Annotated in this window: 30 protein-coding genes and 2 tRNA genes; 13 read left to right on the top strand and 19 right to left on the bottom strand. The window is 68.0% G+C overall.

Features of this window, described 5'->3' with window-relative positions:
- Positions 1–56 precede the first annotated feature (56 nt).
- Positions 57–503 carry a methylmalonyl-CoA epimerase gene (gene mce / locus FFT09_RS14655; RefSeq protein WP_138383012.1) on the top strand — a complete coding sequence of 149 codons (447 nt, stop codon included), beginning with the start codon at positions 57–59 and terminating at the stop codon, positions 501–503.
- Between the two features lie 17 nt (positions 504–520).
- Here the strand turns inward: mce and FFT09_RS14650 are convergent, their stop codons facing one another.
- On the bottom strand, positions 521–1,138 hold the full coding sequence (locus tag FFT09_RS14650) for a TetR/AcrR family transcriptional regulator (protein ID WP_081191302.1): 618 nt from the start codon (positions 1,136–1,138) through the stop codon (positions 521–523).
- Positions 1,139–1,281: 143 nt separating this feature from the next.
- Positions 1,282–1,662, bottom strand: a complete 381-nt coding sequence (locus tag FFT09_RS14645; protein WP_081191303.1) for an SPW repeat protein — start codon at positions 1,660–1,662, stop codon at positions 1,282–1,284.
- A gap of 150 nt (positions 1,663–1,812) precedes the next feature.
- Between FFT09_RS14645 and FFT09_RS14640 the strand changes: the two genes are divergently transcribed.
- Both FFT09_RS14640 and FFT09_RS14635 read left to right on the top strand, forming a co-directional pair.
- Entirely contained in the window at positions 1,813–2,967 is a 1,155-nt protein-coding gene (locus tag FFT09_RS14640; protein ID WP_138383011.1) for a chromosome segregation protein, read from the top strand.
- Between the two features lie 76 nt (positions 2,968–3,043).
- Positions 3,044–3,493 carry a universal stress protein gene (locus FFT09_RS14635; RefSeq protein WP_081191305.1) on the top strand — a complete coding sequence of 150 codons (450 nt, stop codon included), beginning with the start codon at positions 3,044–3,046 and terminating at the stop codon, positions 3,491–3,493.
- 5 nt (positions 3,494–3,498) lie between these two features.
- Here the strand turns inward: FFT09_RS14635 and FFT09_RS14630 are convergent, their stop codons facing one another.
- From FFT09_RS14630 to FFT09_RS14615, 4 genes are all read right to left on the bottom strand, one after another.
- Positions 3,499–5,211 (bottom strand): DEAD/DEAH box helicase, encoded by a 1,713-nt coding sequence (locus FFT09_RS14630; RefSeq protein ID WP_138383010.1) that lies wholly within the window; start codon positions 5,209–5,211, stop codon positions 3,499–3,501.
- Positions 5,212–5,460: 249 nt separating this feature from the next.
- The gene (locus tag FFT09_RS14625) at positions 5,461–6,702 is read right to left on the bottom strand and encodes an aldehyde dehydrogenase family protein (protein ID WP_081191307.1); all 1,242 of its coding nucleotides are present in this window, start codon (positions 6,700–6,702) and stop codon (positions 5,461–5,463) included.
- A gap of 91 nt (positions 6,703–6,793) precedes the next feature.
- Positions 6,794–7,534: a M50 family metallopeptidase gene (locus FFT09_RS14620; protein WP_037335739.1), complete on the bottom strand. Its 741-nt coding sequence runs from the start codon at positions 7,532–7,534 to the stop codon at positions 6,794–6,796.
- A 79-nt stretch (positions 7,535–7,613) separates the two neighbouring features.
- A complete protein-coding gene (locus FFT09_RS14615; protein WP_244231366.1) occupies positions 7,614–8,519 on the bottom strand; it encodes a DNA-3-methyladenine glycosylase family protein in 906 nt (301 codons plus the stop codon).
- Between the two features lie 458 nt (positions 8,520–8,977).
- On the opposite strand from FFT09_RS14615, the gene FFT09_RS14610 reads away from it, so the two are divergent.
- The 6 genes from FFT09_RS14610 (at position 8,978) to FFT09_RS14585 (ending at position 13,385) form a co-directional block, all read left to right on the top strand.
- Complete coding sequence (locus FFT09_RS14610; protein WP_081191308.1) at positions 8,978–9,796, top strand: ribosomal RNA small subunit methyltransferase A; 819 nt, start codon at positions 8,978–8,980, stop codon at positions 9,794–9,796.
- Between the two features lie 59 nt (positions 9,797–9,855).
- Positions 9,856–10,464 carry an oligoribonuclease gene (gene orn, locus FFT09_RS14605; RefSeq protein WP_024877293.1) on the top strand — a complete coding sequence of 203 codons (609 nt, stop codon included), beginning with the start codon at positions 9,856–9,858 and terminating at the stop codon, positions 10,462–10,464.
- Between the two features lie 71 nt (positions 10,465–10,535).
- A tRNA-His gene (locus tag FFT09_RS14600) sits at positions 10,536–10,611 on the top strand.
- Between the two features lie 168 nt (positions 10,612–10,779).
- Complete coding sequence (locus FFT09_RS14595) at positions 10,780–11,649, top strand: 3-hydroxybutyryl-CoA dehydrogenase (protein ID WP_138383008.1); 870 nt, start codon at positions 10,780–10,782, stop codon at positions 11,647–11,649.
- 1 nt (position 11,650) lies between these two features.
- Positions 11,651–12,796, top strand: a complete 1,146-nt coding sequence (locus FFT09_RS14590; RefSeq protein ID WP_138383007.1) for an acyl-CoA dehydrogenase family protein — start codon at positions 11,651–11,653, stop codon at positions 12,794–12,796.
- A 154-nt stretch (positions 12,797–12,950) separates the two neighbouring features.
- Entirely contained in the window at positions 12,951–13,385 is a 435-nt protein-coding gene (locus FFT09_RS14585) for an ester cyclase (protein WP_081191311.1), read from the top strand.
- Between the two features lie 40 nt (positions 13,386–13,425).
- Here FFT09_RS14585 and FFT09_RS14580 read toward each other — a convergent pair whose 3' ends face one another.
- Positions 13,426–14,577 carry a L,D-transpeptidase gene (locus FFT09_RS14580; RefSeq protein ID WP_244231365.1) on the bottom strand — a complete coding sequence of 384 codons (1,152 nt, stop codon included), beginning with the start codon at positions 14,575–14,577 and terminating at the stop codon, positions 13,426–13,428.
- A 232-nt stretch (positions 14,578–14,809) separates the two neighbouring features.
- Here FFT09_RS14580 and FFT09_RS14575 point away from each other — a divergent pair.
- A tRNA-Lys gene (locus tag FFT09_RS14575) sits at positions 14,810–14,882 on the top strand.
- A 79-nt stretch (positions 14,883–14,961) separates the two neighbouring features.
- Here the strand turns inward: FFT09_RS14575 and FFT09_RS14570 are convergent.
- The 11 genes from FFT09_RS14570 to FFT09_RS14525 all read right to left on the bottom strand — a co-directional run bounded on the left by FFT09_RS14570 (position 14,962) and on the right by FFT09_RS14525 (position 21,959).
- Entirely contained in the window at positions 14,962–16,131 is a 1,170-nt protein-coding gene (locus FFT09_RS14570) for a tyrosine-type recombinase/integrase (protein WP_138383005.1), read from the bottom strand.
- On the bottom strand, positions 16,131–16,307 hold the full coding sequence (locus FFT09_RS14565) for a helix-turn-helix transcriptional regulator (RefSeq protein WP_138383004.1): 177 nt from the start codon (positions 16,305–16,307) through the stop codon (positions 16,131–16,133). The genes FFT09_RS14570 and FFT09_RS14565 overlap by 1 nt, the downstream gene beginning before the upstream one ends.
- Entirely contained in the window at positions 16,304–17,635 is a 1,332-nt protein-coding gene (locus FFT09_RS14560; protein ID WP_138383003.1) for a replication initiator, read from the bottom strand. Before FFT09_RS14560 ends, FFT09_RS14565 begins: the two co-directional genes overlap by 4 nt.
- A 101-nt stretch (positions 17,636–17,736) precedes the next feature.
- Positions 17,737–18,663 carry a hypothetical protein gene (locus FFT09_RS14555; protein ID WP_138383002.1) on the bottom strand — a complete coding sequence of 309 codons (927 nt, stop codon included), beginning with the start codon at positions 18,661–18,663 and terminating at the stop codon, positions 17,737–17,739.
- A 33-nt stretch (positions 18,664–18,696) separates the two neighbouring features.
- A complete protein-coding gene (locus FFT09_RS14550) occupies positions 18,697–18,933 on the bottom strand; it encodes a hypothetical protein (RefSeq protein WP_138383001.1) in 237 nt (78 codons plus the stop codon).
- Between the two features lie 21 nt (positions 18,934–18,954).
- Complete coding sequence (locus FFT09_RS14545) at positions 18,955–19,182, bottom strand: hypothetical protein (RefSeq protein ID WP_138383000.1); 228 nt, start codon at positions 19,180–19,182, stop codon at positions 18,955–18,957.
- The gene (locus FFT09_RS14540; protein ID WP_138382999.1) at positions 19,182–20,549 is read right to left on the bottom strand and encodes an FtsK/SpoIIIE domain-containing protein; all 1,368 of its coding nucleotides are present in this window, start codon (positions 20,547–20,549) and stop codon (positions 19,182–19,184) included. The genes FFT09_RS14545 and FFT09_RS14540 overlap by 1 nt, the downstream gene beginning before the upstream one ends.
- Before the next feature lie 97 nt (positions 20,550–20,646).
- The gene (locus tag FFT09_RS14535; RefSeq protein ID WP_138382998.1) at positions 20,647–20,832 is read right to left on the bottom strand and encodes a hypothetical protein; all 186 of its coding nucleotides are present in this window, start codon (positions 20,830–20,832) and stop codon (positions 20,647–20,649) included.
- Positions 20,833–20,835: 3 nt separating this feature from the next.
- Positions 20,836–21,108 (bottom strand): hypothetical protein, encoded by a 273-nt coding sequence (locus FFT09_RS14530; RefSeq protein ID WP_341869014.1) that lies wholly within the window; start codon positions 21,106–21,108, stop codon positions 20,836–20,838.
- 20 nt (positions 21,109–21,128) lie between these two features.
- Positions 21,129–21,269: a hypothetical protein gene (locus FFT09_RS22945; RefSeq protein ID WP_167305381.1), complete on the bottom strand. Its 141-nt coding sequence runs from the start codon at positions 21,267–21,269 to the stop codon at positions 21,129–21,131.
- A gap of 351 nt (positions 21,270–21,620) precedes the next feature.
- Positions 21,621–21,959: a hypothetical protein gene (locus FFT09_RS14525; protein WP_138382996.1), complete on the bottom strand. Its 339-nt coding sequence runs from the start codon at positions 21,957–21,959 to the stop codon at positions 21,621–21,623.
- A gap of 114 nt (positions 21,960–22,073) precedes the next feature.
- Here FFT09_RS14525 and FFT09_RS14520 point away from each other — a divergent pair, with 114 nt between their 5' ends.
- Positions 22,074–22,430 (top strand): GntR family transcriptional regulator, encoded by a 357-nt coding sequence (locus FFT09_RS14520; protein WP_138382995.1) that lies wholly within the window; start codon positions 22,074–22,076, stop codon positions 22,428–22,430.
- 120 nt (positions 22,431–22,550) lie between these two features.
- Positions 22,551–23,669, top strand: a complete 1,119-nt coding sequence (locus tag FFT09_RS14515; protein WP_138382994.1) for an NsdA family TPR-like regulatory protein — start codon at positions 22,551–22,553, stop codon at positions 23,667–23,669.
- On the opposite strand, the gene FFT09_RS14510 is transcribed toward FFT09_RS14515, so the two are convergent.
- Complete coding sequence (locus tag FFT09_RS14510; RefSeq protein WP_341869013.1) at positions 23,664–24,299, bottom strand: NUDIX hydrolase; 636 nt, start codon at positions 24,297–24,299, stop codon at positions 23,664–23,666. The two genes, FFT09_RS14515 and FFT09_RS14510, sit on opposite strands and share 6 nt — an antisense overlap.
- 278 nt (positions 24,300–24,577) lie before the next feature.
- On the opposite strand from FFT09_RS14510, the gene FFT09_RS14505 reads away from it, so the two are divergent.
- A complete protein-coding gene (locus tag FFT09_RS14505) occupies positions 24,578–25,735 on the top strand; it encodes a hypothetical protein (RefSeq protein WP_138382993.1) in 1,158 nt (385 codons plus the stop codon).
- The last annotated feature ends 145 nt before the right edge of the window (positions 25,736–25,880 follow it).

Below are 25,880 nucleotides of genomic sequence, written 5' to 3'. Positions count from 1 at the left end.
CGAGGGCGATCGACATCACCCGCCACAGTCGCGGGTCTCGACTATCCTCGGTGTCGATGCAGCAGGCACTCCGCCCTTTCGTCACCGCCGTCGACCACGTGGGGATCGCGGTGGTGGACCTTGACGCCGCGATCGCCTTCCACAGCGAGACCTTCGGGCTGGAGGTCGCACACGTCGAGGTCAACGAGGACCAGGGTGTGCGCGAGGCCATGCTGCGGGCACCCGGCGACTCGTCCGCCGGAACCGCCGTGCAGCTGCTGGCACCCCTCAACGCCGAGTCGACGATCGCCACCTTCCTCGACCGTAAGGGCCCCGGCCTGCAGCAACTCGCCTACCGGGTGACCGACGTCGAGGCCGCCGCCGACGCGCTGCGTGCCCAGGGCCTGCGCCTGCTCTACCCGCAGGCGCGGCGCGGGACGGCGGAGAGCAAAGTCAACTTCGTCCACCCGAAGGACGCGGGTGGCGTGCTCGTGGAACTGGTGGAGCCCGCCCCCGGTCACTGACGTCGCCGCCCGGCGTGTCACGGTGCCCGCGCCGGAGCCACCCTTACCGTGCCCGATCGTCCGGTCAGCGCCGAGGCGATGAACGTCAACTCGGCGCGGATCTCGTCCGGCGCGTCGGAGTGACGGGCCACGGAATGGCGGTAGCTCACCGCGAGCGCGACCAACGCCGCCGCACTCTCCACGTCGGTGAGCGCGAGCGTGCCCGCGCCCGCCGCCGCGAGGATCACGGACTTCACCTGCCCCACGAGCACGTCGTAGCGGCTGCGCAGCGCGTCGCGTACCGCGTTGTGCGTGTCGGCCTCCCGCCAGAGCAGGTGTGACAACATCCGCGACGCCGACAACCGGCGGTCGAGCTCGGTGACCAGCCGGTGCAGACTTTCCGCGATGTCCCCCCGCACCACCACGCGGGTGGGGTCCACCCGCTCGTCCGGCAGCCGCTCGACCAACGCGGTCAACAGGTCGGACTTGCGCCGGAAGTAGTAGTGGACCAGCCCCTTCGGCACCTCGGCCGCCTCCGCGATCCGCGAGGTCGGAGTGCCCTGGAAGCCGGACTCCGCGAACAGCCGTTCGGCCGCGAGCAGGATCCGCTCGCGGGCCGAGGCGTGGCCTCCGTCGTCGCCCTGCTGTCGAGACATCGTCGTCCCCTCGTCCACCTCACGCCGCCACGCCGGTGACCCCCGGTCGCGCGCCCACGCCTGACTGTGCCGTGTCCATCATGCGGGGGCGCGCAACCACAGGGGCGCGCACGGGTGGCCGGGAACGACCGGCAAGCGCGCCGTCAGTGCTGGCCCGCGGTGCGGTGTGCGGCGTTGGCCACGGGAAGCGCCGCGACGCCGGCCACCACGGTCAGCCCGCCGATGATCCACGAGGCCCACGAGGCTCCCGTGAACTCGGTGTAGCTCATGACCCACGGCGAGATGAAGACGAGCGCACCGAGCACCACCTGCACCGCCTCCCCGTAGACGAGGCTCGGCATCGCCAGCGACACGAGCCCGTCGAGTGCGATCAGTGCGCCGAGCACCACCATCGTCCACGTGGCCGCGGTGTTGGTGTCGAACCAGATCGGGGACAGCGCCAGCACCACACCAAAGACGAGTTCGGCGAAGTCGTGCGGCCGGCTCCACGACCGCGTCGACGTCCGACCAGGAATTCGAGCCATCGAAGTCCACCTCCCGGTGACCACGAACCGCCTCGTCGCGGCTCGTACTCATATCGTGCTCTTGGTTGGCCAGCCGGTCAAACATCGCGCCACTCGCTCTTCTGGACTCTCCGACACGTGCGCCGCGACCACGCCCGCTAGGGTGGGCCCATGAGCCTTGGCGAGGAACGGGAGCTCGTGCCGCTGGGAGCCGGCTTCGACTTCGAGAAGCGCGGCTACAGCCGAGCGCAGGTCGACGAACACCTGGAACGGCTCGACGCCGATATCAAGATGCTCATGTCGGATCGGGACGCGGCCATCTCACAGGCCGACGACCTGGCCAGGCAGCTCGAATCCGCGCGGATCGAGATCGACGACCTGCGCGGCCAGGTGGAACGGCTCGCGCAGCCGCCGACCACCATCGAGGGTCTGTCCGAGCGGCTGCAGCGGATGCTCCGCCTCGCCCAGGAGGAGGCCAGCGACACCAAGGCGCGGGCCGATGCCGAGGCGAGCCACATCAGGGCCAAGGCCGAGTCCGACGCCAGCGCCATGCGCGCCCGCTACGAGCAGTTGCTCGCCGAGCTGGCCGAGCGCCGCAAGCGCATGGAGGCCGAGCACGTCAAGGTCATGGAGGAGGCGCGCGCCGAGGGCGAGCGCATCACCGCCGAGGCCACGGCGGAGCGCGAGCGGCTCGACGACGAGGCGGAGCAGCGCCGGGTGCGGGTCGAAGAGGACTTCGAGATCGCGATGTCCCAGCGGCGCACCGAGGCGATGCGCGTGCTGGCCGAGCAGGAGGCCGCCAGCAAGGCCGAGGCCGAGCGGCGCGTCACGGAGGCCACCGACGAGGCCGCGAGCATCCGGGCCGAGGTCGCCGACGAGAAGGCCGAGGCCGAGGCCGAGATCGAGCGGCTGCGCCGCGAATCCGTCGAGGACGCCAACCGGCGCAAGCAGAACTCGATCAGCGAGGCGAACGCGCGCGTCGCGGAGGCCTCCGACGAGGCCAAGCGCCGTGTGCGGGAGGCCACCGAGGAAGCCAACCGGCGCACCACGGAGGCCACGACACGCGTGGAGCAGCTGCGCACGCTGCGCTCCCGCATCGCCGAGCAGGTCCACTCCGCTCGCGCGATGCTGGCGGAGGCCGAGGCCGCACTCGGCTCGGCCGCCGAGCGCTCCGGCGACTCCGGGGCTTCCGGTGACTCCGAGCGTGACGGCGCGAGCGGCGGCACCAGCGACACGGCGGACGCGGACCCCCACAACGGCGACGGCGCGTCGCAGCCGACCGTGCGTGTGCGGGCGGTCACGTCACCGAAACCGACTCGCGAGTAGGTAACTGCTGCGCGGGGACGACGGACCCGCTACTGTCGGCCTCCAGACCCGGTACGTCACCCCACTGGAGGACCGGATGGCCGCCTACAAGACCGTCGTCGTCGGCACCGACGGGTCGGATTCCTCACTGGCCGCCGTGGAGCGCGCGGCGAGGGTCGCCGCCGACTCCACCGCCACGCTCGTCATCGCGTGCGCCTACTTCCCCGCCGGGAAGGACAGGGTCGACAAGGCGCAGGACGTGCTCGGTGACGAGGCGTACCAGGTGGTGGGCTCGGCCCCCGCCGAGGAGACGTTGCGCACCGCCCGGGAGCGCGCCACCAAGGCCGGCGCCACGACGATCGAGACGACCGCCGTGGTCGGCGAGCCGGTGGACGCGCTCCGTACCGTCGCCCGCGACTCCCGAGCCGACCTGCTCGTGGTCGGCAACAGAGGCCTCAACACGCTGGCGGGCCGCATCCTGGGGTCGGTGCCGTCAGAGGTGGCGCGGAAGTCCGGCCTGGACGTGCTGATCGTCCACACCACCTGAGCCGATCACTGACGTGCCGGGCGGCGCTCCCGCCGGACGATCACTTTCCGGCCCTTGATGCTGCTGTCCCGCAGCGCCGTGATGACGTCCTCGGCGGCGCCGTCGGGCACGTCCACGAGAGAGAACTTGTCGGCGATCTCGATGGCACCGACGTCCTTGCCCCGTAGCGGCGACTCGCCCGCGATGGCCCCCACCAGGTCCTGCGGTCGCACCCCGGCCCTGCGGCCAAGGCTGACGAACAGCCGGGTCATGCCGTCCACCGAGCGCTTGCCGCGCTTGGGCGTGCCCTGCGTACCTGGGCCACGCCGCGAGCGGTCACCGTCGTGCGGGCGGAGTACGGCCTCGGGAATCTCCACCTCGTCGGCCTGGCCGCCATCCGGCTCGTGGGCGAGTTTCACCGCGGCCAGTGCGATCTCGCGGAGGTCGAACTCCTCGGTCAGCGGTTCCACCACGGCCCGGTAGTGCTCGAGGTCGCCGTCCCCCGCCAGCACCTCGCGCAGGGCGTTGCGAGTCAGTTCGAGCCGGCGCGCCCGCAGATCGGCGACCGTGGGCAGCTTCCGGACCGAGATCGGCTGTCCCGTGACCCGCTCGATCGTCTTGATCATGCGGTTCTCCCTCGGCTCGGCGAGAGTCAGCGCACTACCCTGCCTGCCCGCCCTGCCGACGCGGCCGATGCGGTGTACGTAGATCTCGGGCGCGCTCGGGACGTCGTAGTTGACGACGTGGGTGAGCTGGTCGATGTCCAGCCCCCGCGCGGCCACGTCGGTCGCCACCACGAGATCGGCCGTACCGGCGCGCAACCGGCCGACGACCCGGTCGCGCTGGTGCTGGTCCATGCCACCGTGCAGCGCCTCGGCACGGTAACCGCGCCCGTTCATCGTCTCGGTCAGGCGGTCGACCTCGTCCCGAGTACGGCAGAAGACGACGGTGGCCTCCGGTGCCTCGATGTCGAGCACCCGGCCGAGCGCCGCGGCCTTGTGCCCGCGCGGCACGACGTACGCGGTCTGGCTGACCGCGGCGGCGTCACCGCTCAGCGATTCGGCACGGGTGAGCGCGATGCGGCGAGGGTCGCGCAGGTAGCGGCGCACGAGCCCGGCGATCTTCGGCGGCATGGTGGCGGAGAAGAGCATCGTCTGCCGGTCGTCGGGTGTCCGGCCGAGGATCTCGTCGATGTCCTCGGCGAATCCCATGTCGAGCATCTCGTCGGCCTCGTCGAGCACGACGGTGCGCAGGTCCGACAGCACCAGCGAACCGCGCGAGAGGTGGTCCAGCGCGCGACCGGGCGTGGCGACGACCACATCGACGCCCTGATCGAGGTCCCGCAGCTGCCTGCCCATCGGCTGCCCGCCGTAGACGGGGACGACCCGGATACCCAGGTGCTGCCCGTACCGGTACATGGCCTCGCACACCTGCGCGGCGAGTTCCCGGGTGGGCACCAGCACCAGGGCACGCGGCTTGCCACCGCGCGGCCCGTCGCCGATCCGGTGCAGCACCGGCAGCGAGAACGCGGCCGTCTTTCCCGTCCCGGTCGCGGCCTGCCCGACAACGTCGGCGCCGTCGAGTACCGGCGGGATGGCCGCCCGCTGGATCGGAGTGGGTTCCTCATACCCCAGCTCCGCCAGCGCACGCAGCAGCTCGGGACGCAGTCCCAGCGCGGCGAAGTCGGCGGCGGGCTCGATGTCGTTCGGGGTTTCGGTTTCCGCCATAAGGGCGACCATCAACAGCTCCTGCTTCGGGGTTGAGCTTCTCGGTGAACGCCACGGCCGTGGCTCACCCAGGCAGGGGCGACCGCTCACGGTACTCGTCGAGCTGGTGATCGATCGCCGTGGTGACGGCGCAGCTTTCGGGCACACGACTGCCGGACGCAGTTCCCTGATCGTGCCCTTCGTACAGGGTACACCGGGCACCCACACCGCCCCGCCCCCGTGGCGCAGCCCCCCCGGGACGCAGCACTCGGCCGCGACGGCTCAGCGGCCTTCGGGGAGCACCGCGTACTGCCGGACATACAGGTCGGAGTAGGTCACCGGGCCACGCGGGCCGGGCACCTTGTCGAGGTTGATCCCGGTCTCGGGCACGCCGAGCAGCTTGAACCCGTCGAGCAGTCGCGTCGGCGCGTTCCAGAACACTCCCGTGCCCTGGTAGCCGTCGAAGAACGCGTTCGCCGTGGCGGCGTCCTCGGTGGCGATACCCGCCGCGAGTCCGGACGTCTCCTCGTTCGCGATCCGCACCGCCTCGGCGACGCCACTCACCGGCGCCACCGTCACCGTGGCCTCCCGGTCGGCGTCGAGCGACCACTCGTAGCCGAGGGCGTGCTCGTGCGGCGGCAGGGAGGGCGTCACCCCGGCTTCCGCGAGGGTGTCCGCCAGCGTCGGCCACCATGCGTCGTAGATCGCCGAATGCACCAGCAGCAGGTTCAGCCGGTTGCACACCCCCAGGCGGTCGAGGCTGTTCACCAGCAGCGAGCGCACGGTGTCGCGATCGGCGTGCTCATCGACGTAGAGCACGCCCCCGCCGTCCGCGTGGGCGAGCGTGCGGACTCCGTGCTGGGCCGCCGTCAGCGCCAGCGACCTCGTGCTCTCCCCACTGCCCCGCAGGATCACCAGAGGCACCGCAGCGGGCAGGCGCACCAGCGCGGCCGCGGCCTCGCGCTCCGGCCTCGGGACGAGCTGCACCACCTCGGGATCGAGACCCGCCTGCGCCAGTGCGGGCCGGATCACCACGTCGAGCAGGCGTCGCGCTGAACCCAGCGCCGCCGAGCCGGTACGAAGAACCCCCGCGTTGCGCGACTTCACCAGCTGCGACGCCACATCGACCGTCACGTTGGGCCGGGCCTCGTAGTTGGCTCCGATGACACCGACCGGGCGGCGGCGTTCGACCAGCCGCAGCCCACCATCCAACGTGGACACCGGGATGGTGCGTTCGGGATGCGGGCACGCCGCGAGCAAGCGCAGTTGCTCCGCCATGCCCGTCAGGCGGTCCTCAGTGATGGTGAGCCGGTCGAGCAGGCCCGCACTCATACCGTCGGCCCTGGCCTCGGCGATATCGCGAGCGTTCGCCTCCAGGACCTCACCCCGGTGCTCGCGCAGGCGGACGGCCATGCCTTCCAGCGCGGCGTCGATGACCGTGTCCGATGCGCCGGCCAGCGACGGAGCGGCGCCCTTCGCCGCCTTGGCGCACTCCTCGACAGCCTTCGCCACCTCGTCCGTCACCACACGTCCTCCCGCCGATCGCCGCTGGGCGGCAGCGCCCTGTTCCGACCCCATCAGTGTGCCGCACCGGGTGCGGACACCACCCGGCTGGTCAGGCCCCCACGTCGGTGAACACGTCGGGAGCCACCGCGGGCTCGACCAGCAGCATTCCGCCGACCACCACGCACGTCACCGCCAACACGCCCAGTACGAGCAGCCAGAGAAAGGCGGGCAGCCCGGTCAGCCGGGCCAACTGGTCGATGTCGGAGTCCCGCGCCGCGCCCCGGCGCCGTTTCACCTGCAACTCGAACAGCGGCCGGACGGCACCGAACAGCAGGAACCATGTGATCAGGTAGACGAACGCCGCCTGCACCCCGGGCCCGGCGAACAGTGCCACGCCGCCGAGCACCAGCGCCGACAGGACCACCGAGAAGATGCCGTAGGCGTTGCGCACCATGACCAGAACACCGAGCAACAACACCGCGGCGACGCCCAGGACCGCACTGAGTCGCTCCCCCGAGACCAGCCAGGCGAACGCCACGCCGAGAACGGCAGGCGCCGGGTAGCCCGCGAGCGCGGTCAGCACCATGCCCGGGCCGGTGGGTTTGCCCTTCGACACGGTGACGCCTGAGGTGTCGGAGTGCAGCGTGATGCCCTGAAGCCTGCGGCCCGCCAGCAACGCGAAGAGCGCGTGGCCCGCCTCGTGCACGATCGTGACCACGTTGCGCGCGAACCGCCACGGCCTGCTGAGCGCGACCACCGCCAGGGCGACCGCTCCGGTGACCAGGGCGATCGTGCTCGCGGCTTCGACATCGAGATCGAACGCACGTAACACGATGCCGTTCTCGTTCATCCCGTCCACGACGCCACCTCATCACAGTCGGCACCGCGTTCTGCCACCCCCGCCTCACCGACACAGGGGCGCCGCCGCGCTACTGTTCGTCGCTGACCACCTCGCGGCAGAAGAAGGCTCCCCAAGCCCGGTAAGGCCGCCATCGTCGCACCGCCGCCTCGACACCGGCGGCGTCCGTGTCGTAGTCGCGGGCCAGCGCGGCGACGAGGTGCCGCTCCGACACCGGAAACAGATCGGGATGCCCTGCCCCACGGCTGACGACCAGTTCCGCGGAGAAGGGGCCGAAACCCGCCAGCCGTCGCACCTCGTCCACTGCGGCGTCGGCGGGCAATGAACGCAACCACGTGGCGTCCAGTCCGCCGTCGAGCGCGGCCTCGGCCACGGCGGCCAACCGGCGACGCTTGACCGCCGACAGGCCGTACGAGTCGTCGAGCGTGCCGAGGTCCTGCGGAGCGGGTAGGCAGGGCAGCCATCGGCCCCTCACCTCGCGGCCACGGCCTCGCCGTTCGGCGATCCGGCGCACGAGGGCGTCGGCCTGCTCCACGCGCAAACGATGACACACGACCGCCCACACGGCGGCCTCGTACGGCGAGCAGAACAACACCGGCCGCAGCCCGGGCCTGCTGCCCAGGCGACGAGCGAGCACGGGATCGTCGGCGGCGACGGCGGCGAACCCTCGGCCGGCCACGTCGAGGGAGAGCACCCGGCGCACCTGATTCACCACGGCTGTCATGGCCTCCTCCGGGGCGGTCACGTCGACCCGGAGCCGGTGCGCGGCCGGCTGGCTCACGAGCGCACCGGCGTAGCACCAGCGGCGTTCGACCGCGAAGGAGAGCGAGACCGTGGCGGGTTCCGGGCCGGCCGCGACGCCGCCACGGCGCGGCATCGCGGCGAGGTGGGCCGCGTAGTCGGCGAGGTCGGGGAAATCACTGCCCTCCACTTCGATCTCGGCCCGCTCCTGCCTGACGAGCTGCGCGATACCCATATCTTCTCCCCCTTTTTCCCACACTGCACCATGTCTACACAGTCCACTGTGGTTCCGAACTGGTTCTGCTTCCACCCGGTTCGGGCCACCCCGCTGACGCTAGGCGAGCGCCCGGGGCTGGGAAAGGCCAGACCGAACCGAACGGAACCGAGCACATCGCGAATTCCATCGGCCGGGTGAAACGCCGCTCGCAGCCCGCATTCGACGAAAACCCGTTGCGCCCGTTGCTAGCGTGAGCGCATGGGTTCATTGGGTATCTTCGCCCGGCTGCGGCTGTCCTGACGGCAGCGGCTGCGGCGTTCTCTTCTGCGGCGTGGGCACTGCCCCGCCGCCATTCCGGCTGATTTCGGCGTCCGCCCGCACCACTCGGTGCCGGGTTAGCGGTCGCTGCGCCATGACGTCCCCGCGCGTTGCCGTCGCGCGCTCTGTTGACCCGACGTCCATGACGGAGTTCCCGCATGCCCCAGCACCGGCGGCCGTCCCGCCACACCCCCGCTGCCAACCCCTCCGGGGTTCACTTTCTGGTTTCCGACGACGTCCTGCGTGCGATGATCCGGACCTGCGCACCCGGCCCCGGTGACCTCGTCGTCGATGTCGGCGCCGGTCCCGGCGTCGTGACCGCCGCCGTGGCGCGCACCGGAGCGAGAGTGATCGCCGTCGAGCGCGACCCCGACTTCGTGCGCACACTCCGCACTCGCTTCCGCGACCGGCCTCGAGTGCGGGTGGTCGGCGGCGACCTGCGCACGGTGCCCTTGCCGCGCCGCGACTTCCTCGTGGTGGCCAACCCTCCCTACGCCGTGTCGACCGCCTTGCTGCGACGACTGCTCGGCCGGGGCCGGCCCGCTCTGCGATGCGCCGCGCTCACCGTGGAGTGGGGCCTGGCGAGACGTGTCACCGCGCCACTGCCTCGCTCGCGGGAGGTGGCCCAGTGGGCCTGCCGATTCGACCTGACACTCGTGCGCAGGGTGCCGGCCCGCTGCTTCCGTCCAACGCCCACAGTGGACTCGGCGGTTCTCGCGATACGGCGGCGCCCGATGAGCCGCTCCGCCGAGGCGCTGGCGACCGACCTGCTCGATGCCGCATGGCACGAACCGTCCCGCTCGGTGCGCGCGTTGTTGCGACGATCCGATGTCCGCGGTGAGCCCCGCCTGCTGCGGCGATGCGGAATCGAGCCGGGCAGCAGGGCGGCCACCGTGCCGCCCGGCGCGTGGGCCGCCCTCGCCGTCGAGACGATCTCACCGTCGGCGCGTCGTGAACGTCAGGGTGACGGCGTATGACAGCATGGAAAACGGAGTGTGGCACGGGACACCAACACTGCTCGGGTTAGGGTTGACCGGTGAACGACCGTCTTGTCTGGATCGATTGTGAGATGACGGGGCTCGACCTCGTCAAGGACGCTCTCATCGAGATCGCCGTGCTCGTCACGGACTCGGAGCTGAACGTGCTGGGCGACGGCGTCGACCTCGTGATCCACGCCGATGACGACGCGCTGGCGAACATGCCCGACGTCGTGCGCGACATGCACGCGCGCTCGGGGCTCACCGAGGAGGTCCGCCGCTCCACCATGACGCTCGAGGAGGCGGAGCGGCAGGCGCTCGCCTACCTCCGCGAGTACGTGCCCGAGCCGCAGACCGCCCCGCTCGCCGGTAACTCGATCGCCACCGACCGTGGCTTTCTCGCCAGGGACATGCCCGCACTGGACGCGCACCTGCACTACCGGATGGTGGACGTCTCGTCGGTGAAGGAGCTGGTCCGCCGCTGGTACCCGCGGGTCTACTACGCGAAGCCGGAGAAGGGTCTCGCTCACCGGGCGCTCGCCGACATCAGGGAGTCGATCGGCGAGCTGCGGTACTACCGCCGGACCGCGTTCGTCCCGCTGCCCGGCCCGACCAGCGACGAGGCCAGGACCGTCGCGGACGAGGTGCTGCGTCACCGCGACGGGTAACCCCGTGCGACGCGCGCCGGAAGGCACGCTATGATGATCGGGCACGAGGCGCTCACGGGCGCCTCCGCATGGTGGGTGTAGCTCAGTCGGTAGAGCACCTGGTTGTGGTCCAGGGGGCCGCGGGTTCAAGTCCCGTCACTCACCCCATGCTGAGAACCCGGAGGGCGCATGTCGCCTCCGGGTTCTCGTTTTTCCGGCCCGGCACTTCGTTCGCCGACGTTTTCCCTTGAGAGCAGGATCGCAGCCGCGCCTGGTGGTATTAGTAGGACCTCCTACTAAACTCCCCGGTAACGAGACCAGCCAGGAAGGATCGTCATGGGTGACATCACGCGGATCGGCGTGATCGGCGCGGGGCTGATGGGGTCCGGCATCGCGGAGGTGACCGCGAAGGCCGGGATCGACGTGGTCGTCGTCGAGGCCGACGCCACCGCCGCCGACGCGGGCCGCACACGGATCGAGAAGTCGCTGCGCCGGGGCGTCGACAAGGGCAAGCTCTCCGCCGAGGACGCCGACGCCGCGCTCGCGCGACTGACGGTCACCACCGAGTTGGACGCGTGCGCCGACCGCGAACTGGTGATCGAAGCGGTCGCCGAGAACGAGGCCGTGAAGCTGGACGTGTTCGGCAGGCTGGACAGCATCGTGCGCGACCCGGACGCCATTCTCGCGTCCAACACGTCGTCGCTGCCGATCGCGCGGCTCGCGATGGCCACCCGGCGCCCCGACCGGGTCGTCGGGCTGCACTTCTTCAACCCCGTCCCGGTGCAGAAGCTCGTCGAGGTCATCCCGTCGCTGGTCACCGCCGACGACACGACGGCGCGGGCCACCGCCTTCGCCACCGACGTCCTGGGCAAGACGGTCGTGCGTGCGTCCGACCGGGCGGGCTTCGTCGTCAACGCCCTGCTGATCCCGTACCTGCTGTCGGCGATCCGGATGCTCGAGGCCGGGCACGCCAGTGCCGAGGACATCGACAACGGCATGGTGCTCGGCTGCGCCCACCCGATGGGACCGCTGCGGCTGGCGGACCTCGTCGGCCTCGACACCACGAAGGCCGTCGCGGACTCGATGTACGAGGAGTACAAGGAACCCCTGTACGCCGCGCCGCCGCTGCTGCTGCGCATGGTCGACGCGGGGCACTACGGCAGGAAGTCGGGCCGCGGCTTCTACGACTACACCCGGGGAGAGTGACATGTACCAGCTGTCGGAAGAGCACGAGGAACTCCGGGCCGCGGTACGCGCGCTGGCCGAGAAGGAGATCGCACCGCACGCCGCCGAGGTCGACGAGCAGGAGCGCTACCCCGTCGAGGCGGCGCGGGCGCTGACGGCGGCGGGCTTCAACGCCCTGCACATCCCGGAGGCCTACTCCGGGCAGGGTGCCGACGCGGTGGCGGCCTGCCTGGTCATCGAGGAGGTCGCCCGGGTCGACGCCTCGGCGTCACTGATCCCCGCGGTGAACAAGCTCGGCACCCAGCCGATCCTGCTGTCGGCGTCGGAGGAGCTGAAGAAGCAGGTACTGCCGTCCATCGCCACGGGCGAGGCGTCGGCGTCGTACGCCCTGTCCGAGCGCGAGGCGGGTTCCGACACCGCGGCGATGCGCACCCGGGCCGCGCGCGACGGTGAGCACTGGGTGCTCAACGGCACCAAATGCTGGATCACCAACGCGGGCGAGTCCAGCTGGTACACCGTCATGGCCGTCACCGATCCGAAGGCCGAGAAGAAGGCGCGCGGCATCTCGGCCTTCGTCGTCCACGCCGACGACCCCGGGTTCTCCGTCGGCCCCAAGGAACGCAAGCTCGGGATCAAGGGCTCCCCCACTCGGGAGATCTACTTCGAGGACTGCACGATCCCCGCCGACCGCATCATCGGTGAACCGGGCACGGGCCTCAAGACGGCGCTGGCCACCCTCGACCACACCCGGCCGACGATCGGTGCGCAGGCGCTGGGGATCGCGCAGGGCGCGCTCGACGCGACCGTCGACTACGTCAAGGAGCGCCAGCAGTTCGGTCAGGCCGTCGGCCAGTTCCAGGGCGTGCAGTTCATGCTCGCCGACATGGCGATGAAGATCGAGGCCGCGCGGCACATGGTGTACGCGTCGGCCGCCGCGACCGAACGCGGTGACAAGCGTGCCGGATTCCTCGCGAGCGCGGCCAAGACCTACGCCTCCGACGTCGCGATGGAGGTCACCACCGACGCCGTGCAACTGTTCGGTGGCGCAGGCTACACCCGCGACTTCCCCGTCGAACGCATGATGCGCGACGCGAAGATCACCCAGATCTACGAGGGCACCAACCAGATCCAGCGCATGGTGATGGCGCGCCACCTGCTCAAGGGCTGAGCCGCACGCCGCACGGTGGGAAGCACTCCGCCCCCACCGTGCGGCGATGCGGACGTGAGGCGAACGGCCCTACTGAGCACCGTCCTTCGAGCGTTCGCTGGAACGCGGGCCATCCGGTCCCACCGGCCAGCAAGAACCGAAGGAGGTGTCGTCAGTGACACCCGAGGAACGCAAGGACCTCGTCCGCCGGACCATTACCGCGATCATCAACGAGGGCGACGTCGACGCATGCGCGGACATGTACGCATCGCGCTGCACTTTCCACTACCCCAACTTCCCCGTCGAGGGTGTCGACGGCTACCGGCAGTTCATGCGCGACATGCGCCAGGCCAACCCCGACCTGCACTGCGACATCCACGACATCCTCGTGGACGGTGACCTGCTCGCCGCACGGTGGACGATGGGCGGTACCGCACACGGCGAGTTCCGTGGCATCCCCGGCACCGGCAAGTCCTGGGTGATGAGCGGCATGCAGTTGCTCAAGTGGGACGACGACCGGGTCGTCGAGGAATGGGGCAGTTTCGACCTGTTCGGCCAGCTCCAGCAGCTCGGGGTAGTCCCGGAACTCGCGGAGGAGCAGCAGCGGTGACCTTTCGGGGTCGCGTCCGGTTCCGGGCGCGATGCCCCCGTCACGCCTGCCATTCCTCCCAGGACAACTGCCACACGCTCCACCCATCGGTCGGCTCCAGTTCGGGACCGCCACTGCCCATGACCCTGAAGACGTCGCCGCGCTTCGACTTGTCCATCAACCACGCGGCGTCGGCGAGGGAGAGGTTGATGCAGCCGTGGCTGACGTTGGTGTGGCCCTGGTCGCCGACCGACCACGGGGCGGAGTGGTAGAAGATCCCGCTGTGCGACAGCCGCACGGCGTAGTCGACGTAGAGCCGGTAGCCCTCCGCGTTGTCGATCGGAACGCCGTAGGTGCTGGAGTCCATGGTGTAGCCGTTGTGCTCGCTCATGACGGTGTACGTGCCGTGTGGTGTGGGGCTCGACGGCTTGCCCATGGAGATCGGCATCGTGCGCTCGTCCTCGTCGCCGACCGACACCGTGAGTTCGTGGGTCTCGCCGTCGGCGACCGCGACGACCTTTTCACCGATGTCGAACTCGACCGACTTGTCCTGCGCGCCGTACGTGCCGTCGCCGAGGTCCTTGCCGTAGATCTCGGCGTCGATCGAGACCTCCGTCCCGGCCTGCCAGTACGTCTTGGGCCGCCAGATGACACTGCTGTCGCCGAACCAGCGGAAGTCTCCCTCTGTCTCCGGCTCGGCGGTGACGGCGAGCGCCTCCTCGGCGGCGTCTCGGTCGGGCACCGCCCCGGTGAAGGTGAAGATCAGCGGCATCCCGACGCCCACGGTCTCGTCGTCCCACACGTTGACCGAGACACCGACCGTGCGCTGCGGCGTCGCGGTGGTGAAGGTCGACTCCTCGGTGACGGTCTCGCCGTCCTCCCCCTCCGCCTCGACGGTCAGTGTGTAGGTCTTGCCGTATCCGAGCGGTTCGGTCGTGGTCCAGAAGGTGCCGGTCGACCGCAGGTCGTCCTTCACGTGGGTGCCGTGTGTTCCGATCAGCGAAGCCTCGGTGATGGTTCCGTGCTCGGCGCGCACCGTCACCGACTGCCCCGGTTCCACCCCGTCCTGGTCGTCGGACACCGACAGGGCGAGCAGGACCGGTCTCGGCTGCGACGTGGACGAGGACGGCGAGGCGCTGGGCGCTTCGCTCTCGGCAGCGGTCGACGTACATCCGGCAGCGAGCAGTCCCGCCATCAGAAGTGTGACCCCCATTCCACCCGGCCGTGTCGCGCGATCCCGTCCGCGTGCCACAAGTACCACCCGTTCCGTCATGCATTCCCCGAACGAGTGGCGAGTGTGCCGTACTCATCGCGCTGCGTACCCGGACTTCACCAACTTGTGTCCTTCGCTCAACCGGGGGGCCGTGTCATCGCACCGTCGCCACCGTGCTACTGTTTCTCCCGTCGCCGCGAGAGACCGACCGAGGCCGGTCTAGGTACGGTGAGCGCCATTAGCTCAAGTGGCAGAGCAGCTGACTCTTAATCAGCGGGTTCGGGGTTCGAGTCCCTGATGGCGCACAGCAACCCCAGGTCACACGGCCTGGGGTTTTTTCGTGCCTTCTCCGAACCAACCGGAACCCAACCCTTTGAAAACTGACTACGTACCCAGTTCATCGTGAAGGGCGTCCGCCGTAGCCGTATTCGCCAGCTTCCGGGCAACGTACACGTCTTGCGTGAGCGAGGGACGCGCATGGCCGAGCTGATCGGCGATCTGACGAGGCGTGAACCGTGCCTCATCGAGGATCGTGGCGCAGGTCTTGCGGAACACGTGCGAGGTGACCCAGCCGAAGCCGTCCGTCCCGCGAGCGGTCCGCAGATCACGTCGGGTATTGCTGGGATCGCGCCAACCCCCGACAGCATCCGGGAAGACCGGCGCAGCGACACCGAGGACCTGCTCCCCGGTGGGAGACGCCGCGTACCGCTCACGGAGCATCTCGACAGCGAACGCAGGAAGCGGGAGCGTACGCCTGCCGCTGTCGGTTTTCGGCGGGAGGCGACGCAGCCCCTCACCGCGGACTCGAACCAAGGTCCACTCGATGTCCACCGTCCGAGCGCCGAGGTCGATCTCGTCCCAGGACACCGCCAGGGCCTCACCGATGCGCACTCCGGTCGCCAGCATGAAGCGCGTCAGGTCCGGCAAGTCCTTGCGAACCGCGAACGCATCGGCCTCGAGCTGCGCCAGCCACCGCACACGTTCATCCGCCGACAACGCACGGACCCGACGTTGCCCGCCCGAGCTGATCTTCTTGGTCTCGCGCGTGGGGTTCATCGCCGTAGCTCCATGACGAGCCGCGAGCCCCATGACGCCAGACACGACGCTGCGCACCACCTTGGCGGTCGCCGCGCTACGCCGTTTCCGCACAGCCTGAAGAAGCGCATCAACGCGCGGGGTCGTGACCTCCCGTATCCGCAGCTCCCCCAGCGCAGGAGTGACGTAGTTGCGGAGCTGGCGCTCATACAGATCAGCCGAGCTCGGTGACATGTCCCCCGCGTCCACAGCCGACCTGACCTCACTCAGCCAGAGGTCCGCAGCCGCGGAGAACTTCGTCTCGCCCACGATGAGGCCACCCGAAGACTGCGTAGACCGATCGCGAAACGCCTCCCGAAGCCGATTCCTCGCAGCCGTCTCCGTGTGGCCTGAACGCTCGACCAGCCTGGTCACGCCGTCGAAATCCCGGTACTTGGCCTTGGCCACGAAACCGCCGCCGGGCTTGCCGGTCACCTTGATCTTGCCGTGGGTACCCACAGGCAGCGGTGGACGCGCCATCAGGCGGCCCCTTGCTGCTCGACCCAGGCGTGAACGTCTTGGGGTCGGTAGCGGACGTATTTGCCGATGCGGCGGCCTTGTGGCCCGTAGCCCTTGGTGCGCCACTGGTACAAGGTGTTGACGGGCACGCCGAGGTGGTCGGCGAGGTCGTTGATCGTCCAGAGTTTGGTGCTCATTGTGGGTTCTCCTGTCGGTATTTGTGCTGTCGTTGGGTGCGGAGTCGTTCGGCGATGCCGAGGGCCAGTTCGCGTTCGGCGTCGTCGCGGTAGCCAGCGCCGGTGAACTGCCAGTCGTTGACCACCAGCACCGCGTCCGGGTCGAGGTCGAGGCGGTCGAGGGCTTCGGCCAGGCGGAACGCGCGCCGGTCCTCGCGGATGGCTTTGAAGGTGGTGGAGTAGGCGCGGGATTTGGTGAGGAAGTGGCCGCGGAAGCCGAGCATGTGTGCCCACCGCCGCAGGTTCAGATCCTCGTAGGCGTCGAGGCCGCCGAGGTCCCAGCAGGTGCGGATCATGCGCCGGTGGTGCTCGGTGATGCGCAGGTGCTCGATGTCGAGTTCGGAGCGGATCGGGCGGTCGGCGCCGTCGACGGTGCCGGTGCCCTTGGTGGCGTATTTGGCGATGTAGCCCGCCAGCGCCCGTTCACCGATCCCGTCCGCGTCCTCGCTGTCGTCGTGTTCGACGGGGCGGGTGTCGAGCTGGGCGCCCCACGACAGCGACAGCCGGGCACCGTCCGGGCGTGTGGTCGTCACGACCGCAGCACCGGCAGCGGCGGTGATCGCGTCGGTCAGTAAGGCCGAGGTGGCCCAGGACGGAGCCCGTTCGGTCGGCCCGTCGGGGCCGTCGAGGCGCACCAGGGCGTGAAAGTGGATCAGCCCGCGTCGCTGGTACTCGGCCACCTTGCCGTACGACAGGCGTGCGTGACCGGGGAAGTCCCGCACCCGCAGGCCCGCGCGTTGGGCGAGTTCTCGGCGCAGGCGCACGGTGAAGCGGTGCCAGAGCTTTCCGGCGTGTGCCTGCCACAGCACCGCGGCTTCGTAGTCGTAGGTGTCGGGATCGAGCGGGGTGCCGATGCGCGGGTCGTCCTCCCGGTGGTGGGTCTGGCCGCAGCCGCAGGGCACCACCCGGCCTCGCCGAGAGACCCGACGGGTGTGGACCTTGCCGAACGAGGGTGCCGTCAGCGTGACGAACACCCGGGGATGCTCGGTTACCCGCTCTGGGACGCCCTTGGAGCCGCCGCACAGGCCCGCGCGCACGAGGTGGAAGGCATCGGCCGCGTAGCGGTCGGAGCAGGCCGGACAGACGGTCTCGCGGCGGTTGCCGCAGGGGGCGAAGATGCTGCCCCCGTAGTGGTGGATCACCGCCCCGGTGTCGGCGTCGTGGAGCTGGTGGGCGCCGACGAGCCGGATCGGGCGAGCGCAGCCGTTCACCGCGTGGACTTTGTCGCGCCAGGTCTTGTAGTCGGCCGCCCGTAGTCGAGCGGATAGGCGATCTTCCAGCGTCAACACGACGCGGTCCCTCCCCATAGGCATGAAAAGGGGCGAGGCGACACATCGGCCGTGGAAGTCGATGCGCGCCCCGCCCCTTGAATTGCGGACTGGAAGCGAGGTCAGGTGTGGACGGGGTGGCCGTTGACGGTGGTGTTCAGCTCGTCCACGAGCGCGGTCACCATCGCCTCCGGCAGCGCCACCCGTTGCGTGATGGCCTGCGCGGTCACCGGACGCCCTTCCTGATGAGCTGAGGCCGCGAGCGCGGTCACGGTGTCCCGCAGCGATCCGGGGAGCTTGCCGAGCACGGCCGGAGCCTTGCGAGGCGAGGCCGGTTCAGGCCGGGGCTCAGGCTTGGCCGGTTCCGGCGCAGGAGCCGCAGGCGCGGCAGGGGCAGGCGGTTCGGGCTGCGCTGGTTCCGGTTCTTCCGGGGTGGTGTGGTTGGTGTCGTGTTTGTCGGCCTGGGCGTAGACGTTGAGCACGATCTCGCGTTGCCGGGCCTGGATGACCGGGATGACTTCGGCGATGCCGTAGACGATGACCGGGATGATCGCGTGCACGGCCAGCGAGCCGAGATTGAACCGCTCCCACCGACCTTGCGCCAGGGGCTCGAGTTGCGGGAGGACGTTCATCGCCAGCGTTGAGGACAGCAGCACGTGTTTGAGCCGCGACCACCACCGATGATCCGGGGCAACGCCGTGGGCGAGGATCACTGATTCGAAGTTGAGCAGGGTGATCAGCAGCCCGGCGAACATCGGCTCGACCGTCCACGCCGCCCACCACAACGTATCGGCCGGTGTGGTGCCCGCCGACAGGAACGCATGGACCCCTTCGGTGGTGTAGACGAGGCCGAGGGCGAGGAAGAACCACAGCCCGAGCAGCGTCCGCCGCCCACGCCGTTCCATCTCGACGGCCTGTAGATCGGGATCGCGGACCAGGCCCCGCAGCCGCCGAGCTTCGGAAATGCGCTGGCCGAGCTTGCGCACCCGCCGTGTCCGCCCAGCCTGCCCCGTCGTCTCCCCTGGTCCGGTCTGGTCCTGTGCGGACACTGCACGGCCTCCTTTCGAATTGAGCCTGATGTTTTACGAGCGTGTTCGTCTTCCGCGATGTCCGGTTTCCCGGCTTCCGAACTCGCGGGCACCGAACTCACGCAGCACCAGCACACCGGCCCCGGCAGCGAGCAGCACGAGGCACAGCACCGTCACGAACAGCTCGGAGGCGCCCTGCGCGTGGTAGATCAGCGCCAGCACACCGACAGCGGGAAGCCCGTACTTGCAAGCCAGGCCAAGCCGCCAGAAACGAAATCCCAAACGCCACATGATGTCTTCCTCCCCAGTTGTTCACGCACCGATACGGCGGACGTAGTCGAGCGCGTGATGAATGGCGCGGAGCGCGTCGAGCGCGGCCCCGTATTCCGGGTCGTCGTGAGTCTTTTCGTCACCGGCGCAGAGCCCGAGACGGTCTTCGACGTCCTGGCACACCCAGTAGCACCAGTTCCCCGCGGCTTCGGCTCTGGCCGCTTCCAGCAGGCGCACGATTTCGGCGTGTGCGTCTTCGCGTTGGTTCATCAGCTCACCGCCCGCAGGTGGCCGCCGCCGTGGTTGGGTGGTGTGTTGACGAAGTTGACGAGTTCGGTGATCTCGTCGTCGGAGACGTAGGCGGAGCGGATGCGCAGTGGGGTTCGTGTGCGTTGCCGCACCGCGTAGCCGACCCCCGCCGTGTCCGGGGTGTTGGGGATCTCGTCGGCCAGGGCGCCCCGGAGTCGTGCGCCGTCGCCGAGGGTCATGTCGACGTGGGAGGCCGAGGTGACCCGCAGGCACACGCGGACGGTGAACAGCTCCCGCACCGGGACCGTGTCCTTGGTCGGTTCCTGCACCAGCCCGAGCATGGAATGCCCGGTGGCGCGGCCTTGGGAGCCGACCAGCGCCAGCGACTTCTTCAGCTCCCGCGCCGAGGCCCCGTCGCCGTAGGCCAGCAGCGCCCCCATCTCGTCGGCGATCAGCACGTTCAGCGGTGTCTCGCGGGACACGGTGATCTTGCGCGTGCCCTGCGAGGACAGCTCCCGCTGGGTGGCCTGCATGTCCGCGACGTACTCGCCCACCAGCTCAGTGCAGGCGTCCGTGGCGGTGGCGTAGCGGTGCGCGATCGGCGCCAGCGCGGCGAACTCCATCTGCTTCGGATCGCAGATCCACAACCGCACCAGCCCATCCCGCAGCGCCGGGGCCATGCCCCGCAGCAGACTCGCCGGGATCGAGTTCTTACCCACCCCGGTCGCCCCCGCCACAAACACGTGCTGCCCCAACGGGCCGAGGCGGAACTCGTCGCCGTACTCGTCCTCACCGACGTAGATATCGGTGAAGCTCACCGCCTCGGTTTCTTCCGGCATCTCCGGGGCGTCGATGACCTCGGTGAACGGTTCCGAGCGTTGCACGATCAGCGCGATCACCATCGGCTTGACCCGCTCCACCGCGACCCGCTCGGCCTTCAACGCCTCCGTCAGCTCCGGGAGCTTGGCCTCGAAGTGCCGCAGATGCTGGCCCTTGACCAGCTTGACGAACAACGTCTCCACGTGCGGAGACGCCGAACGCACCCGCAGCAACCGAGGAAGCAACTCCTCCCCGGTCTTGCGGTTCGTGCTCGCCAACTCACAAGCCCGCAGAACGTTGTTCCACCTGGCGCCGACGTAGCGCACCCAGCGACGCCGCCACGCCCGCAAATACGGCCCCACGTGCCGGTCAAAGGTGTCCGGATGCGCCCGATACCACCCCGCCAAACCCAGCGCCGCCGCACCCGCGACACCACCCGTGGCGGTCCAACCCAACTCAACACCCGAGGCGGTGACCGCGCCCGGCCCGAGCACGCTGCCCGGATGCCGCGCCAACCACAACCCCGCCTGAAACTCCCGGCCCCGCCGCCGGTTCGACGTCCTCGACATACCTCGATCCCTTCCCATACGAGAAAGGGCCGGCCTTCGCCCCCTGCCGCAGCGAGGAGAGAAGGCCGGCCCATGCCGATCAGTTCGTGAAAAGCGGTCAGTCCCGCAGCGCCCCGCGCGAGTCCGACAGCGCCACCGTCAACGTCGCCACCGCCCGCGCAGTCGCATCATGAGCGCCCTTGAAGCCCTCGCGCCGCACCGGCATCCCGCTCATCGAGTCCTTGAGCTGCCGCATCGCGGCATCCACGTTTTCCAACGCCCGATCCAGTTGGTGCTTCGACATCGCTCACACCCTCCAATCCCGCGACACGAGTTCGGCCTCGTACTTCTTCGCCTTCGCCCGCAACCGGCCCAGCTCATCGACAGCCTTGCGCCGATAGCCCTTCAACTCGTCGCGCGAGGCCACCGACCACGACCCGTCATCGGCCTTGCCGTCCTCAATCCGGTCGATGAACGTGTCCAGCTCATCCAGCGAATCAAGCACCATGTCCATCGCCGACACGAACGTTCCGTATTTCTGCTGCGCGCGTCGATTCAACGCCTCGATCTGCACACCCACACCCCATTCCTATCCGTTGATTACTGGAAACGCGTCCGCAGAAGCGAGCGCGCAACAAGGTTGATTTCGAACACGACCAGCGCGGCCCCGACCAGCGGAACCGCCACCGTCAACGCAGCGGTCAACACCACCAGCACCGCACCCACCAGCAGGCGATCCATCACCGGACCCCCGCCCTACCTGGGTTGACGCCGTAGGGGTCGATCATGCACAACCCGCCGCCGACCATTCCGACCACCACCTTCCCGAACATCGTCGTCATCGTTCTCGTCATCCATCGGCAACACCAATTCACGCGCCACACGCATCCCTCCCAGAAAATTTGGTGGCAAAACATCAAGACCCCCGGAGAAAACCACTCGCCGGGGGCCAAGATGCGCCGCCACAACGGCACAAAAAGGCATGGAACGGCCCACTCTGGAATTCTCAAACAACAGATAAGCGCCCCTGCCCGACTCGAACGGGCCACCAACCCCAACCATGGGAAGGGCAAAAAACGCGACAGGCGCCCGTCAGTCGCCCAGCGGCTTCACACCAGCCGCACTGAACGCGATCCCCGACACCGTCTCCCCCTGCGAGTTCTTGAACGAGTACGGCGACACACGCGCCTGCACCAACTCGACAAGGTCACCCTCATCCAGACCCTCCCCCGGGTCCGCATCCAAAGTGACCCGAAGCTCCTCCCCCTTGTCGCCCTTGCGCTTCGCGAACACCGAGACCACGAACTTCGACGCACCCTCCTTGTCGGTCACCACCACGTCGCGCCCCGACTCGTCCTTGCGCGTCTTCATCGCCGGAGGCTCCGTCACCATCAGCCGATAGCCCGCCAGGTTCACCGGAATGTTCCTCATCGTTTCTTTCTCCTTCCTTCGATGCATACCAATCTATATCAGTATGTATCGGCTAGTCACTACTCCAACCGAGTGATGTAGATCGGATTAGGTCGCGCGAGCTAGGCTCGTGCCATGTCGAGCGCGATGACAGGGATGGCGGCTTACCAGCGAGTGGCCGAGGCCATTCGGCAGGACATCAGAACCGGTCGCCTGAAGGCCAGGGACAAGCTGCCCAGTAACCGAGGGGTCGCGGACCTGTACGACGTGTCACTGGGAACCGCGCAGAAGGCGTTGAAAGCGCTAGAGGACGAAGGGTGGGTGCTCGCCACCCCCTCCGTCGGTGTCTTCGTCAGCGACTCCATGCCGGAGGAGCACGATCGGCACTCGGACGTGAACGACGTTCGGGGCGAGTTGGCGAAGCTCCGTGCGGCTATCGAGACGCTGACGGCCCGTGTCGACTCGCTTGAGGCCCGCAGCGACCAGAGTTGATCGTTTGCCATCACTGTCATGCCTCAAGGACACACGACACGAAGACGTGAGAACAGGTGAGCCGGGGATGAGTCGGGGGTGAGTCACCCCTGTTTTCCCTGGTGAGGCAATGGGGGATTCGTGACTGCCGACGAGCTGACACCCATAGCGCAGGCGAGACTGAACCGGGACTGGAGCAAGGCCGAGGTCTGCCGTCGCCTGCACGATGCACGGCTCAAGCGGGGGATGCGCCCGCCCACTGCTGCCAGCTTGAAGCGGATGTACGTCGAATGGGAGCGCGGCACCACGCAGGTCACCGACTGGCGCGACGAGTTCTGTGACGTCTTCCAATTGACCGCGGCCGAACTCGGGTTCGTCGAACTCGCGACCGATCCCATGACGTCGGCCGCGGTCGATCCGTTGGAGCTTCGCTCAATTAGCAACGAGCTCGTGCTGTTGCTGGAACAGCAGACCGACCACTACCGCAGTCTTGACCGGCAGCTCGGGGCCGCCCTGATCCCGCAGACCTCAGCGCACACACAGACCATGGCGGAACTGCTACAGCAGTCACTACCCGGGACCGGCCGTCCAGCTTTGGCCCGTGCCCTCGCGGAAGCCGCCGCACTGGCCGGGTGGCAGTCGCTCGACTCCGGCAATACCCGCGAAGCATGGCGCATGCACGAACTCGCGAAGTCCGCAGCGCGGGAGGGTGAAGACCCCGCCGTTCTCGCGCACGTCAGCGCTCAGCAGGCATACGCCCTGCTCGACTCCGGCCGACAGGCCGACGCTGCACAGCTCGCCGAGCATGCCCGGCTCACCGCCGGATCGAGAGTTCCGCAACGCCTTCGAGCATGGCTCAGCGCAGCGGAAGCCGAGTTCCGGTCAGCCGTAGGCGATGCTCCCGCGACCCAACGGCTTCTTGACGAGGCAGCCGATCTCATGCCGACCGGGGACGCGGATCCCGAACTGCCCTTCCTCTTCCTGAACTCGGCGCACCTCGCACGTTGGCGAGGCAACTGCCTTGCCCGTCTCGGATCGATCGAGGCCGTACACGACCTCAGCTCCGCACTTTCAGGCATCCCAGAAGGGACGTTCGCCCGCGCCGAGGCTGGTCTACGAGTCGACCTCGCCCAAGCACTGCTCACGCGCGGCGATCTTCCCGAAGCCGCACAGCACATCGCCCGCGCCGAGCAACTGGCGAACCAGACCGGTTCCGCTCGACAACGCGCGAGAATCGCCCAGCTCCGCGATCGGCTATGACCCGCCGTCGAGCGCGAGAACGTACAGCAGGGCGACGAGCGCACCCGAATTGAGCACCTGCCCGGCCCGGACCAGCTCCGGAACCTCAGCGTAGGGAACCCAGCGGAAACGGCCCTCATCCAGCTCCGTTGGATTGCCGACCCGTTCAACGCCGTCCACCGCGTAGACGTAGTGCGGGTTCCGCAGCATGCCCACAGCGGGTTCAAAGGTCACCAGGTGCCGCGTGCTTCGAGGTCGGTAGCCGGTTTCCTCTTCGACCTCGCGCGCCACCGTGACGGCAGGGTCCTCACCCTGTTCCACGATCCCGCCGGGAAGCTCCCAGTTCCAGACCTCAGGGGCGAACCGATGGCGCCAGCTCAACAGCACATGCTCACGAGCGTCGTCGAACACGACAGCCATCGCCGCAGGCGGGAACTCGACCGTGTGGTGTTCGAACCGCTCGCCCGACGGGACCGAGATGTCCGCCAGGCCCACCGTCACCCAGTCACTCCGATAGACCGATCGCTCACCGTGAACTACCCACCGGGCCGCATCATCCTCGTCTGCCACCCGTCGATCGTATGAGCCCACAAGCTCCACATCCATCCCTCCGGAACTCAGCGTGTCGGCACCCCAGGTGCTTGTGTTCAAACTTTCTTCTCTTGTTCAAGGGCGGCCCCGCCGGGGCCGCCTGCCTGCTGTTCTCTGGGTCCGCGCCAGCGGGCCGCCGGGCGTGCGGCTGACGCCGGTCCCGACGCCCCGCACGCGGACCCGAGGCGGAAGGCAGGCGGCCGGGAACCACGGCGAGGCCGCCGAACAGAAGAAGAGATGCCCTCGCCGGGCGGGCAGGCTCCGGGATGGCCAGGAGAAGTGCCGGCGGTTCCGGTTGGCAGGTGGGCTGCTTGGTGGTCCTCCCGTCGCCTGACCTGATGGCTATCACACCGCGCCGGAGCCGCAAGCCTGGCAACGAAAGCCGCCGGTATCGAGGAAGGTTGCGGCCCCGCCACGGCGTGATCGAGACGCCATCAGGCGACGGGATGACCACCAAGCAACTCTCGAGAGTCCGCGCTCAGCAATTTGTAGCAATGCTACGATCTCCTCGAAATTTTTTCACCGGAAGGAATCAAGTGGACCACATAAGGCGAAATTTTGAGTTCGAAGACCTGGCACAACAGGCCTTATTGCAGATAATGAACCCGTCGACCATCATGCGAAATTATCAGATCAACTCTAAAAGCGAAGTAGATTTTTTTCTAGAATTCGAAAACGGAAGAACTGCGGTCGTAGATGTTAAAACTGTCACACCGGGCACTCGAAGTCGATTGCATCAGCTAGCAGATCAGCTTCATTTTATTTCATACAAAGCTCAGGAGCTGCAAGGAAACAAGGTTCCACCCGAGCGAATTCTCGTGATCCCGGGAGTGCTCTCTCTTGCGAACAGAGAGTTCCTTTTATCGCAAGAAATTAGAGTAATAGATGGCAATGACATAAGAAACGCGGGCGTCAATCTTCAACCTGAACCCTACAAGGAAGAATTCTCGAAAAGGGAATCGGAATACGAAGTCGCACAATCCCTACAGCGACGACTCTCGGGTATCGAGCCCGGCAAGAGCACGTGGAGCGAGTACCAGTCCACCTGTAAAGACATACTGGAATTCCTACTTTGCCCACCTTTAAAAGCACCTATAGCGGAAAGTGCAAACAAGTCGGGCGTTAATCGGCGAGACATTATTTTTCCAAACTACGCAACGGGCGGGTTCTGGGCCTACATGCGCTCATTTTACGAGGCTCATTACATAGTCGTAGACGCCAAGAACTACGCGGGACAGATCAAAAAACAAGACATACTCCAGCTAGCAAACTACTTGTCGCCACATGGTTCGGGACTGTTCGGGATGATCGTTACCCAGGGCGCCAAAAGCGACAGCGCCGAAGTAACTATCCGAGAACAATGGTATATGCATAAGAAAATGATTATCATCCTGGATAATGACGACCTTGGTCAGATGTTGACAATGAAAGCAGCACTCGAAGACCCTTCCACTCAGATTCGACAAAAGATCGAAGATTTTCGACTAGCATTCTAAATAGGGGTGATCTTGACCCCGTGGAGTTCCCCGGATCAGGCCTCTCGGATGGCAAGCGCGACCATCCACGTGCAGGCAGGGAGCCAACCGTAACCCAATCCAAAGGACCGCAAACGACGGCACGCCAAGGTGGCCCACGGTCGAC

It is taken from the genome of Saccharomonospora piscinae (assembly GCF_005862235.1).
Lineage (GTDB): Bacteria > Actinomycetota > Actinomycetes > Mycobacteriales > Pseudonocardiaceae > Saccharomonospora > Saccharomonospora piscinae.
Note: the sequence above shows the minus strand (reverse complement) of the source record. Positions and strands in the feature narration are given on the sequence as shown.